The following is a 13,415-nucleotide window of genomic DNA, read 5'->3' on the forward strand; positions in this document are numbered from 1 at the left end:
TTTTTGTTAACATGAATCTCCCCATTCTTAACATCTGCCGCTGTCCCCCCCCTTATCTGCTTGTTTGTTGAATAATATATCCACATTTCTTTTTACGTAATACATCTCCAATTTTCTATCAAATAATCAATCATCAGGAAATCAAGACTTCTTATATCCATAGCAATATTTTATTTTATTATTTTAAACATTCAGTAATTTATTATATAAACCTACAACTTAAATTTCATTTTACCTCTTGCATATATACTTCGGCCGCTTTCGCAAACCACTGCCCCATCCGTTTCCTCAATTCCTGCGGGGCAAGGATTTCTACATTTTCGCCCTGCATAGCTGCCCAACGGATAAAACCTTCGCCAAATGCCGTCACTGTTACCAGGACGCTGTCATCTTTTTCCCGTATGATTTCATACTCCGGCACTCTGTCCAACACAGCTTCCAGTGCCGATTTTCGGCATCGCAACTTAATTTCAAAGAGCTCTCCTGCATACATGAATTGCACGGCTGGGCACATATCACTATAGCGGAAGTTCGTATACAGCGGATTTTCTCCCACTTTGCCCAGCACCTTGACGGACTCGATACGATCCAGGCGGAAAAATACCGGATACTCATACTCAGATTCATCGCGAAATGCCACCAGATAAAAGTAGAACTCTGCGAATACGATATTCACAGGCAATACATCTCGCTTGATTCGCTTTCCACCTGCTTTTTTATATATAATCTGTATTTTCCGTCTATTTATGATAGACTTATTGATGTTCCACTGAACTTCCAGTATGGCTTTGCCATGCAGCGGTGGAATATAATGTTTAAGTTCGTCCTCTATCGCATAGTAAAGGGCTTTCCTATCCTCGTATGGCAGCAGTGCGCGGATGGCATATACCATCCCCATCATCTCATCACGGCATAAAGCACGGCTTCCCAATAAGACTTTCAGAAGAGCCATTACATCCCTGCCAGTAAAATCATGCCGACCACCTCTGGACAGATAGTAACATTTGTCGTTACGGTCATAAATAAGTTCATCGCACTCATGCCACTCCGACAGGACATAGCGAATATCGCTGATATCGCGGTCAAAAGTACGGCTGTTGATCTTGTACTCCTCGATGACATTTTCCCGATTCAGCCGCTCTCGTTGCAGCAGCCGGCAAAACAGATGGACAATCCTAAGTGTCGGCTTCACTCGCTCACACCGCCCTTCTCTATTAGCTTACCTTAATCATATAATATCGCTGCGACACCCCATGTCGTTTTACCAGCTCTCATTTTCTCTAACACTATGTCAAAATGACATGATATTTTTCTATATTATATCACTTTGTAACGGAATCCGCTATTTTATTTTTGTTTTCTATTATTTCGTTAGTTTTAACTTATTGCATTAGATATTCTGTATAATAACCTTTAGAGGTGATACAAACTATGTCCATTGGTAGCAGAATCAAAGCTCGGCGCAAGGAACTGGGGCTGACACAAACAGAGCTGGGGCAACGCATCCATAAATCTTCGCAGGTGATTTCCAATTGGGAACGCGGCTATACCACCGGCATTGCCGCTGAAGATTTGCAGCATTTGGCCACAGCCCTCGCCACTGACATTGCTTTCTTCATTTCCAACGCCTATATCACCACCTCAAAGGCACTGAACACAGATCAATTACGTATTCCAAACATCCAAGCAGCATATAATGATAGCCGTCTGGATTCTCTGATTGCCGAGTACCCACGATTAGATGAAAAATCGAAGGATATCATAGATGCCATCGTTGCTCTATCGAAAAAAGAATAACAAAAAGCTTCATGCGAATGACAGTTCTTGTCAATCAGCATGAAGCTTTTTTATTTATTTCTTTTTATTGCTACATAATCCAGCGCTTAAACTGGATCGTCTTCTTGATCAATCGAAACATTTAATGATTTAGTTGCTCCATTCTTGGCCATGCCTTCTACTGGAATCGGCGAGGCTGTTGACATTTGACTTGTCAAATTGACATGTCAGATTCCAATCTTCGCTGAACCTCCTTATCCCAGACCAGCAGTAAGTCTATATACTTCTCTTTTATCAACCGATATACCGCCAACGCTGTGGACTGATTATAGGTATGCGTCGATAAATTCCGCTTTTCCTGCATATCCAGCCATGTTTCCGCATCAGCTATCATTCCCTGCTTCCACCCTTCACGGATGCTGGAGCGTGGGCTGCTGACTTCAATTCCCTCGTAGTCAAGAACGCATTTCATCAATTTCCAAGCCAACTCAAAACAGAACTCGAAGCGCTGAATCGTAGCATCTAGGTACATATCATCAGCATCTGGCTCCTTCTGCAAAGCAGACTGCAATCTCTCCAACGCACGATGATAATCTGCCTGCTTCATTTCTATCTGTAATTTTGTCATAAGTATTTTCCCCTTTGCGCTGCTAAAGACCATTTTTCCTTCTTGGTCAACAGCTTGCCTTAATTTGTCATTGCTTTGCCGCTTGTAGTCGATAATATCAAAAGTATATGGTAATTTGCTATCCTCAAAAGCCAAGGACAATTTTGTTATGACATCAGCATTTCCCGAGACAGCAAAATCTATATCTGATGCTAATCTAGCATCACCTCTAGCCCGCGAACCAAACAATTTAACCCACTCTATACCATCTCGATATTTTCTAAAAACAGACAAGATGCTTTGCCAATGCTTATTTTCTATGCTATACATCTATACATTCCTCTTCGTAGCCTTCATGTATACAGACAAAATAAATTCTGCCATTGCCGTAGCCGAATTTACACATAATCGCGCATGATGACGCTCTACTTTTAGCTTAGGAAGCCCCTTACCATGTGCATCGCCATATTCATTTCGCATATCTCTAATACCATCTACAATTTTCTCTAATCCTGATAGCAATACATTAATACGCCTATCCATATCCTTATCTGCATGCATTCCGTATAAATCTTTTACTTGCATATATAGATTCTTAATATCCCCTTTATTACCTGGCTCCTCCCCCTTTTGCCGAATAACATAGGCAAAAGTATCTTCTAATATCGTCCTTGACTTTGTCAATGCACTTTGAAAATCTCCTCTTTCTATACATTTCATAGCTTGTTCAGATAGATTAGCAATTTCTTCATAACTTATCGTTTTAATCAAGGGCACATAAACAGGCACATCTTCATGTATAGGATGCAACTCACATCTACCGTTAACAAATTGCAACGCATTTCCGCCCAAGCGCAATTCATCGTTGATTATTTTCAGAACACGATTTACGCAAAGTTCATACACATTGTCAACTTCATCAATAGTGCACTCCTCAAGTATTTTTGTGAATTGTCCTCTTTGAAATAATCTTGTCAGTAAAAGTACACATTTTTGATGGTCAATGCAATATTCTAAAACAGTCTTAAAGTACTGCCACCTACTCATTCCTCCACCATTCCAAGCATACTCTAAAGGGCATCCCAACTCTTGCGCCAGAGTGCATATTTGAGGACCTGATAAATATGGCATACTAATATCCAAAGTATTACCATTAGATAGTACATGTTTTCCTAACTTTTCATCGCCTATAAATATATCAATAATTGTCCTTCTGTTTAGTAATGTATATTCAGCTTGCATAGTCGTTACTTCCATACGTGCAAAAAGTCATCTAAGATACATCATTTAATGGTTTTCCTTAAAGTTCTCCACTTGTTCCATAACCTTGCGGAAAACATCAGGACTGTACTGCGGCGGGTAACCATTCTTGACCAGACAAATCTTTATATCAAATTTCAACTGGTCACGGACATTCTGATTATTGAGCCAATCGGCAAAGCTGGACTTCATATCAATGATTTCTTTGATTTTTTTCGCCAAATCCCGGCACTTTTCATTGACAATAATCCCATCCTGCTCTTTGTCCTCGCCGTATTCAAAGTTCGCCTCATCACGCTGTTGCATCAAGACATCATAAAAGGCCTTCTCTTCAAAAGTCAGGTCAATCTTGCGGAAACTTTCCCGGTCTGCCTGCATTTCCTTCATGATTTTCATAGCCTGCGCAGTAGCTTCACGGATAATGGCTTCTGATGCCTGTTCCTGCGTCTCCCCAGCTTCTTCCTCCGTCAGCTTCTTACGCCGTTCATGATACTTACGAATCGTTTCTTCCAAAAGCTCCTGATATTTCTTAGCCGCAGCCAAATTAGTCTTTTTATAGTCAGTAATTCCCTTACGCAGCATCTTCACCAACATTTCCAGCTTCGATGCTGGCATTTTAATTTCCGCAAGGGCCGCAGTGAACTCGGGGCCAAAGATGTCCTCCTTCTCACCTTCTGCCAGAATGCTTTCCACCTTGCTATATTTCAAGGCTTCCTGCACCATTCTTTCAACATTGCGATTCATCACATCTGTGTCAAGTTCTGTAGTACCACTCATCTTGCGAACAAATCCCGCAATAGCTCCAAAGCACTGCGCTAAAGCCGATTCCTCTTCGTTAAGGATGCCCGAAGGCTGACAAATATCAAAAGCCACCCGCATACGCTTAACCATTGCAAGGAAATATTTCTTAAAGCTGACTTTGCTCGTGCTCTTGCCATCATCACTGACAAGCTCCATTGTCTGATTCATGGTAAACACATACTCTGCTGCTTTAGAAAGCGCTTGGTAACGTTCTACTGGATCAGCTTTAGGATTCAAAAAGATACTCAAATCCTGGCCATTAAACATCCTCTTCAAAATCTCTAAATGCTCACGGAACACCTGCACTGCCTGCTCCACATCATCTTCATTCGGAGCAACAGTCTCTGTACCGCCATATACTTTCAAAGCCTTACGCATTTCATCACGGATACCAATATAGTCAATTACCATGCCATATTCCTTTCCCGGATATTTGCGATTGACTCGACTGATGGTCTGAATCAACTGATGCTGCTGCAACGGCTTATCATTATAGAGATAAGTAAGCGTATCTTCACTAAAGCCTGTAATCCACATATCCACTACAATCACGATACGGAAATTGGATTTATCCTGTTTAAAGGTTTCTGCAAGGTCAGTATTGCGCTGCTTATTTTTCGTTCCACCAAGATATTGATACATTTCTTCGGGATCATTACTGCCCACACTGGCTACCATGGCTATAAATGGCACCTCTGGCAATAATCGCAACTCCTCTTCTGAGACTTTCGTTCCCTCCGTTACCCGACGGGGAACGAACCACTCTGGATACTTATCTTTGAAAATCTTTAAAAGCTCAAAAGCTATTGGACGTGATGCGCAAGTAATCATAGCTTTCTGCACACGATTCGGGTCGCTGGCACACATAACTTCATAATGGTCATGAATATCTACAGCCAGACGCTCTAAGCGGGACGGTTCTCCCAAAACAATTTCCATGGAAGACATCGCCTTCTTGCTGGCGGCAATGTCTTCCGGTGTAGCCCCGGAATCGGCACAATGCTTATAATATTCCTCAATCTGCTTGACCTTTTCTTCATCGAGCAGGACCCTGGCAATTCGCGGATGATACTTAATCGACACAGTGATGCCATCTGCCACCGCCTGATCCATCGTGTAACGGTCAACCTCAGCACCAAAGGTCTGATAGGTAGCCGCAATAGGAGTTCCTGTAAAGCCTACAAAAGTTGCATGAGGCAATGCCTCACGCAGTACAGCGGCATAAGGCTTAGAGAGCATCGCCTTCATATTTTCTTCTTCATCCTTGCTAAACTTGATAGACTTAGCATGTTCAATCTGCGTACGATGTGCCTCATCCGAAAAACAGATAATATTACTCCGCTCAGAAAGCAGGCCTATTTTATCCTCCTTACGGTCACAGAATTTCTGAATGGTACAAATAAAGAAACCGCCGCTTTCTCTGGCACGGAGTTCTTCCCGCAAAGTCTTACGGTCAGGCACGACACAGACTTCTCCCAGGCCTAAAAACTCCGAGCTTTTAAGAAAGAGCTGTGAACCTTGCTTCTGCAAATCATCACGATCCACAATCATAATGATGGTCGGAGAACCGATAGCGGGGACATCCGTGCAGCGCATAGCAAGCTGTCTTGCCAAAAAGGCCATAGCATAGGTCTTACCACAACCAGTAGCACCAAAATATGTACCACCCTTGCCTGAACCCGATTCCACGGACTTGATAATACTTGCTTTCAGTAAACGTGCCGCAAAGAATTGCGGATAACGGCACACAATCTCAAACTCATCCCGATCATACTGACTATCCTGAAAATAAATATAATCCCGGAATATCTCCAAGAAACGCTCCGGACTATAAACGCCCTGCACCATAGCCATCAATTCATTATAAGGCGCCGTAGAAAGTTCGTCATCATCCTTAACCCGCCGCCAAGCATAGAAATGCTCATAAGGCGTGCGCACCGTCCCAAGCCGTGTCTTTACCCCATCGGAAATGCAAGCCAATGGCGCATAATGCAAAAGATGGGGAATATCCCGCCAATAGCGAATATTGATCTGTTCCCAAGCATCATAAACAGTTGCTCTATCATCTGCAGGATTTTTTAGTTCCATAATGCACACAGGCAGTCCATTGACAAAGAGCAATATATCCGGGCGGCGATTCTGCGTTTGTCCGTTGTCCGTATATTCCACAGTAAACTGGTTGACCACACGGAAATTGTTTTCCTGCCAATTTTCAAAGTCAATCAGCGGTATCATTCGAGGCGTACCATTCTTAGGCGAAAAAGAAATTCCATCAACCATCCAGCCATAGACCTTGTGTAACGTGGCAAAGTCACTCTCTGCACCTGCCAGTCTGACCGTATCAGTCAACTGCCTTACTTCCTCTATCGTAAGGTCTGAATTAGATTTAGACAAGAACTGTACCAAATCATCCAGATATAAAACCTCGCGCATAGACGCACGGGGGATTTTATCGCCGGGCATATAAGTCCACTGCTCTCTTTCCAACAGGGATATCAAAGCGTTTTCAAAATCAGATTCACAATAGCGTCCGTTAAAATTCTTCAATCGAGCCATTCATCACACCTCAATCCGTAGCTTCTGTAGCGCCTCGCAGGAGTAACGGGCAAATATTTTTCAGTTGTTCCCTAAATTCCTCAACTATGCGTTTACGCTCTATGTAGCAATTATAAATATCCGCAATAGCACGTTGTATTTTTATATCTGGCAGAGGTATCTTTACATCGCACATTTCTGCCCAATCAAAAGTTTCTCGTGCCGACCCCCAGGAATGAAACCGTGCATATCGGTCAAATTCTGGACGATTAAAAAGCATCATCAAATATTCCGGACATAGCATATCTGTATCGACACCAAACACCTCATAAGCCGATGATACCAAATATCTATCAGTAGAATCATTCAATGCAATTGTAATTTTCTCCCCATTGCGGGAAGTTACTGGTACATAGGCAAATTGTTTAGGCTCTAATATCTTATATTTTCCCAACCCAACATCCTGCATATTAGCTTTAGTCGGAATCAACTTCTTTTCTATTGACAATCCTCTTACATGTGATAAATCTAAATCTTCTTCATTGCGTTTATCACTATAATGTAAATACCTCCCCAATTTTGTATTTACATATTTTCTTTTCAAATCATCAATAAATCCATCACAAGTTAATTTCAAATCTTCCAAAGCACTTTCATAGGTTTCCAGATTATCCTTCATTGCTCGATATATATCTACTGCTTTTTTCTGTGTATTTAAAGAAGGAATCTCCATCTCTATTGCGCACAAATCTTCCCAAGAAAAAGTTTCTCTTGCACTCCCCCAAGAATTAAATCTTGCCAAACGATCAAATTCCAATCTATTAAAAAACATAAAAAGATACTCCGGTATAATCACATCTAAACGAGAAACACAAAATACAGTATAGATTGATGAAATTAAAAATGTATTATTTCCTTCATTATATGCTAGCGCAATTTTATCCCCTCTACGTGATGTATCCGAAACATAAGCAAAATGATTTCTATGAACCACTTTATAAGAATCGAGCTTTACGCCATCCATATTGGCCTTTGTTTCAATAAAAACTTTATCTGTTGAAATTCCACGTACACTGTCTAATCCATATTCACCATTAGCGTTTCGTTCATCAATTTGACGAATTAACTCGCCCACCCTGTATTTCTTATTCAATCCCATAGCCAATCCCCTCAAAGGCTGCCGCCAACATCTGCTGACTTTTCTTTTCCCGTTCCAAGAGAGCCTTCATTTCTGTCTGAATTCTTGCCATTTCCGCCTGATAGTCAATCTCCAAATCATGGTCTACAAACTCGATATAGTTAGACAGTATCAGACTGTAATCATTAGCTGCTATCTCAGATTTCTTCACACTCCTGTATAGTTCCGGATGAGCATAATCTGTTCCGTCCGTTCCTTCTTCCTGCCAATGATGATAGATATCCGCCGCCCGCTGAATCTGCTCACCATCCAGCATAACTTTCTTCTTCTGCTCACCCTTAACAGCATTATCCCGCCAGCTTCTTAAATCCATAAAGAGAATTTCTCCTGCACGATTTCTGAGTTTCCGGCCATGATAATCCCCGCCTCGCTTATTCTGATTCAGAATCCAGAGGGTGACACTGATATCCGTGGTGATAAAAAGGTCTCGCGGCAAAATAACAATGGCCTCAACCTTATCATTATCAATCAGCTTTTGCCGAATCTCCTTGGCATCGGAGTCAGCTAGTGCCCCGTTTGAGAGCAGGAACCCCGCCACACCAGTAAGTGGCTTCAAATGGTAAAGGATATGAAGAATCCAAGCATAGTTGGCATTGCTGGCAGGAGGTATCGCATAATCCGTCCATCGGGCATCTTTTAACAACGTATCTTCCCACCATACCTTTAAGTTGAACGGTGGATTGGCCATAATATAGTCAAAATACAAACCTTTATGCTGGTCATTGGTAAAGGAAGAATCATTTATTGCTCCCAAATGATGACTAATTCCACGAAGAGCGAGATTCATCTTTGCCAAACGCCAAGTAGCTGCCTCCTTTTCCTGTCCATATACATTAATGCGGCTAATGTCTCCTTGTTTTGCTCGTACTAAATCTGTGCTCTGAATAAACATTCCTCCAGAACCACAGCATGGATCATAAAGTGTCCCATCAAAAGGCTCTATCATCGCCGCAATCAGCTGTACTACATCATGAGGCGTATAATACTCGCCTTCCTCCTTCGTCGCATTAACCGCAAATTCCTTTAGGAAGTACTCATACACACGGCCAATCAAATCTTTTTCTTCACCGAACTTCTTGTGGCTGATTTTATCAACCTCATCTACGATTTTCTTGATATCCACTGACCCAAGATTACGAGTTGTAAAAGTACCTTCTACAAAGCAGCCTTTAAGCTGGTCACTTGAAGCCGCAATGCTTTTCAGCGCAGTATCCAATGCTGCATTGAGCTTTGGCGCTGGCGTATTGATTATCGTAGACCAACGAGCCTCCATCGGCAAATTATACGTTCCATCTGTAAAAGAAGGATCATCGAAAAAAGCTTTTTGAATTTCTGGTGACTCTGGATCAAGTCCCTGCGCTTTGAGTTTTTCCTTTAGCGACTCTACACCATCATCAAACTTCTCACCGATAAACCGCAAAAACACCAATGTCAACATCAAGTCACGCTTTTCAAAAAACGAGCCTGAATTACGTGCCTTACGCAAAATATCACGGCATTTGAACAATATTGCCTCTAAATTCAGTACTTCTTCTTTTTTCTTCTTTGCCATGCTTATCTCCTATCATTTCTTCATACGCCACATCGCAACTACAAGCTATACTCATTATATCATATTCATTCAGCAATATATTTCATCCCAATATTGCACGAAATCCATTGTCTATTGCAGGATAAGAAGCCAGCAGACTTCCGCATGTACCTTCCAAAATATTCCGAATTGATTTTAACAACTCATATACAATTCCCATTTTGGGATTAGGCGATTTCATCTGTTGCTCAATCGTTGTAACATCTACACTTATTTCATCATGTATATCAGCATCATGTATTTGGGATAACATTTCTTTGATTTCTTCAAGCAATGACAGTATCGTCTTTTGTTCGTCACCATCAAAAGAAACATTCATATGATTAGTTTCACCTTGCTGAAAGTATGAACGTTCTACACGTCCGATATAATTATTAATTGTTACAGTTTTAGCAGCACGGTGTTCATCTTCGTTAAATTTCATATTCTCACCCAAAATTCCTTTTTTCTCTAACTCTAAAGACCAACTTAAAATGTTATTTTTTACATTATCTATGATGCCAATAAAATTATGTTTATTCATTATAATTTGTGGAACTAAACCAAGATTATTTTTGGCAAAATAACGTTGTGTACTCACAGGAAAATCTCTAAGAATCATATTGTCACTTAAAGAAAGTTCCTCAATTTCCGAAATCCCCTCAGCAACAGGTATACAACTCAACATGTCGTATTGTTTTTGCGTTGCCCAATACACATCACACCAACCTTGATACGGATTATAATATTTAGCAACCCCAGAAACCAATCTATACTTAGGAAAATCTTTACTATCAACATTATAATATCCATACAATTCATGCTTAACCCATTCTGCAAAATCATTAATATCAAGTTTTATTGCTACAGTTAAAGCAGTTCTCAGCAAGTCCGTTATGCTGCTATTAGAATCTAGAGCCTTTTTTTGCAAATCCAATACCAGATTCATCATCATCGCCCTTTATGCTTACGTACTTATAATCTCGTTTCACTTATCGATAATAGTCCAAAGATACCTTATCATATTTCTTTTTCCTCTACAATCTCCTACACCGCAATTGCCTAGCCCATGTCTTCTCAAACCATACCATAATAACCCCCTTGATAGGCGACAATTCCTGTTTTGTATATCCTGTCTTCTTCGCGGATTATCAACGATGAATGATTGTGCATCATCAGAAAATTATTTACCGCCAGCTGTTTCTTGCTGTTTTTTCAACAACGTTTCATCCTCATTATACAACAATGGTTGTTGACCGGTCAAAATTGGCAGTCAACAGCCACAAACATTCTTATTCACAATCATCGATGCTATCATAGCTTTATCAAAAAAGGATAGCATTTTTCACTGATGGATTTACAATCTAAGTGCAACAGTATATAACTCAAAATAAAATAACGCATAGGCCTCTGGTATAATGGTGTTTGCGACAACCCATTTCCAGGAGGAACTATGCGTCATTACAAACATCTTACACTATATGAGAGAGAAAATCTATTATTTCTTAGGACCAAGGACTATTCTATAACTGCTATAGCCGAAAGTATGGGGCACAACAAGGGAACTATATCCCGTGAGCCTCGTCGAAACTCTGTTGCCAATCAGTATATGCCAGTAGTGGCCAACACCAGTATCAGGCACGTCGTGCGTATTGTAAGCCCCATAACAGGCTGGAATACACCAGTCTCTTGGAACATATGAAGCACAGACTGCTCGAATGCCAGTGGTCTCCAGAAGAAATCGCCGGACGGCTGAGAGTCGAATATGGCAAGTGCATAATAAGCACCACGACCATCTACCGTGCGATATATAGTGGATGGTTGAACGCTCCCAAAGCCTCCACGGTAAGCGTCATAAAAAAGTTGAGGCACCGTGGCAAGCGCAGGAAGAAGCGCTCCATTGAGGAGAAGCGTGGTAAAATCCAGATCAGCCACGATATTACAGAACGCCCGTCAGGAGCCGAAAACCGCTCAGAAATAGGCCACTGGGAAGCGGATACCGTTGTGGGCAAGCAAGGAAAAGCCTGCCTTGTAACACTTGTCGATTGAAAAAGTCGCTACCTTATGTGCGGCAAGGCTGACAAGAAAAATGCTCAGGCAGTCAGCAAGGCAATGGTTGACCTGCTTCTTGGTGCAAAAGCCCTGTCGGTAACGCCTGACAGGGGCAAAGAATATGTCTTTTTTAATTCTTATCTTTTATTTGTTGCATAATCCATCGCCTTAGCAAGAAGGTAAGTGCATAAGGAAATGTTACAAATCGTTCATTACTGCCAATATTCGTATCTCCCAGCTTGATTCCCCGCCGGATATCCGGGTAGTCTTCTTGGGCAATCAGAGCATTCAACGATTTTGTTGCCCCATTCTTGGCCTTGACTTCTACTGGAATCAGCGAATCGGCATCGCGAATAAAGAAATCCATCTCCAGTGTTGCTGCCCGATTACGGAAAAAATACAGGCCATAACCTTGCGCAACAAGCATCTGAGCCACCACATTCTCGAACAGCGCACCTTTGTACACGCCAAAATTCTTGTTCTGACGTAAGTCTTCCTGTGCCTCATCGTCCAATGCAGCAATCAGAAGTCCCGTATCCCCATAGTAAATCCGATAATTATCTGGATCATAATTGCCTTTCAGCGGCAGTTCCGGATGCTCCAGGCAATAACAGATATTTACAATACCTGCATTATTCAGCCAATCAGTTACCCCAACATATTCTCGGCTCCGCGCACCATGAGCCACCTTGGAGATTTGGAATTTTTTGTTGTCTTTGCCCAAAAATACTGGTATTTTACGATAAACATTCAGGATTTTTGTCTGATCAAGCCCTTGCGCATACTTTGTGATATCTTCTTCATAATCCAAAAGCAGTTGTTTCTGAAGATTCAACGCGCCACTATAGTTTCCTTTCTGTATAAATGACCAGATCACCGCCGGCATCCCTCCAAGAACCAGATATTCCCGAAAAGCGTCACGCAACGCAGTCATCGCAGCGCTAGATAACGGACTCAGCGCCACCATATGCTGATATAAAACATCAATCTGTTCCTGTTTATACCCTTTTGCCCATAAATATTCTTCGAAATCTAATGGATACATCGTAATATCTTCCTTGTAACCCACACTATTGGATTCGATCTCCCGATAACTGATCCCCATGAGCGATCCCGAACAAATAACATCATATCTTCCATCCAGCTTAAACGACTTGAGACAAGTCGCACAGGCAGGACAAGCTTGAAGCTCATCAAAAAAAATAAGGGTTGTGCCAGCCTCTACCTGCAAAGAGGGGTTCAAAAATGTAATATTCTGGATAATCTTGTCCACCTCGTAGCCATCCGCAAAGATAGTCCGATACTCCTTTTGTAAAACAAAATTTATCTCAATCACATTCTCATAATTTGCTGCCGCAAAATTTTTGATTGCTTCCGTCTTACCAATCTGACGTGCTCCCTTAACAATCAAGGGCAGCCGATCAGACTCTTTAGACCACTGCACTAATCGGTCATCTATTTTTCTTCTCAATCTATCCATCACAAAATTCTCCATAACATATGTCTGTTTATCACATTTTTATGAACAGTTACAGGTCAACTATCACAAAAATAACGGTCATCGCATACATTATATCACAATTTTAGCCTACAAGCCGATTTCATCTTTTTTAGAT

10 protein-coding genes and 1 pseudogene are annotated in these 13,415 nt (G+C 41.4%); 3 read left to right on the forward strand and 8 right to left on the reverse strand.

Features of this window, described 5'->3' with window-relative positions:
• Positions 1–226: 226 nt before the first annotated feature.
• Positions 227–952 carry a helix-turn-helix transcriptional regulator gene (locus FZ041_RS05445; RefSeq protein ID WP_149188829.1) on the reverse strand — a complete coding sequence of 242 codons (726 nt, stop codon included), beginning with the start codon at positions 950–952 and terminating at the stop codon, positions 227–229.
• 479 nt (positions 953–1,431) lie between these two features.
• Here FZ041_RS05445 and FZ041_RS05450 point away from each other — a divergent pair, with 479 nt between their 5' ends.
• Positions 1,432–1,797, forward strand: a complete 366-nt coding sequence (locus FZ041_RS05450; protein ID WP_149188830.1) for a helix-turn-helix domain-containing protein — start codon at positions 1,432–1,434, stop codon at positions 1,795–1,797.
• A gap of 193 nt (positions 1,798–1,990) precedes the next feature.
• Here FZ041_RS05450 and FZ041_RS05455 read toward each other — a convergent pair whose 3' ends face one another.
• The 6 genes from FZ041_RS05455 to FZ041_RS05480 all read right to left on the reverse strand — a co-directional run bounded on the left by FZ041_RS05455 (position 1,991) and on the right by FZ041_RS05480 (position 10,702).
• Positions 1,991–2,713 (reverse strand): HI0074 family nucleotidyltransferase substrate-binding subunit, encoded by a 723-nt coding sequence (locus FZ041_RS05455; RefSeq protein WP_149188831.1) that lies wholly within the window; start codon positions 2,711–2,713, stop codon positions 1,991–1,993.
• Positions 2,714–3,625, reverse strand: coding sequence for an abortive infection family protein (locus FZ041_RS05460; RefSeq protein ID WP_187626319.1), 912 nt, complete (start codon positions 3,623–3,625; stop codon positions 2,714–2,716).
• A 45-nt stretch (positions 3,626–3,670) separates the two neighbouring features.
• Complete coding sequence (locus FZ041_RS05465; RefSeq protein ID WP_149188833.1) at positions 3,671–7,000, reverse strand: type I restriction endonuclease subunit R; 3,330 nt, start codon at positions 6,998–7,000, stop codon at positions 3,671–3,673.
• Positions 7,001–7,010: 10 nt separating this feature from the next.
• Positions 7,011–8,138 (reverse strand): restriction endonuclease subunit S, encoded by a 1,128-nt coding sequence (locus FZ041_RS05470; protein WP_149188834.1) that lies wholly within the window; start codon positions 8,136–8,138, stop codon positions 7,011–7,013.
• The gene (locus FZ041_RS05475; RefSeq protein ID WP_149188835.1) at positions 8,125–9,729 is read right to left on the reverse strand and encodes an N-6 DNA methylase; all 1,605 of its coding nucleotides are present in this window, start codon (positions 9,727–9,729) and stop codon (positions 8,125–8,127) included. Before FZ041_RS05475 ends, FZ041_RS05470 begins: the two co-directional genes overlap by 14 nt.
• Positions 9,730–9,811: 82 nt before the next feature.
• Positions 9,812–10,702, reverse strand: coding sequence for an AbiTii domain-containing protein (locus tag FZ041_RS05480; RefSeq protein ID WP_149188836.1), 891 nt, complete (start codon positions 10,700–10,702; stop codon positions 9,812–9,814).
• A 498-nt stretch (positions 10,703–11,200) separates the two neighbouring features.
• Here FZ041_RS05480 and FZ041_RS14955 point away from each other — a divergent pair, with 498 nt between their 5' ends.
• On the forward strand, positions 11,201–11,449 hold the full coding sequence (locus FZ041_RS14955) for a helix-turn-helix domain-containing protein (RefSeq protein WP_149188837.1): 249 nt from the start codon (positions 11,201–11,203) through the stop codon (positions 11,447–11,449).
• Positions 11,368–11,796 (forward strand): annotated as a pseudogene (locus FZ041_RS05490) (IS30 family transposase); the annotation flags it as partial. The gene FZ041_RS14955 and the pseudogene FZ041_RS05490, both read left to right, overlap by 82 nt.
• Positions 11,797–11,929: 133 nt before the next feature.
• Here the strand turns inward: FZ041_RS05490 and FZ041_RS05495 are convergent.
• Complete coding sequence (locus tag FZ041_RS05495) at positions 11,930–13,279, reverse strand: ATP-binding protein (RefSeq protein ID WP_149188839.1); 1,350 nt, start codon at positions 13,277–13,279, stop codon at positions 11,930–11,932.
• Between the last annotated feature and the right edge of the window lie 136 nt (positions 13,280–13,415).

The sequence above is a fragment of the Pseudoselenomonas caprae genome, assembly GCF_008271345.1.
Classification (GTDB): Bacteria; Bacillota; Negativicutes; order Selenomonadales; family Selenomonadaceae; genus Selenomonas_A; species Selenomonas_A caprae.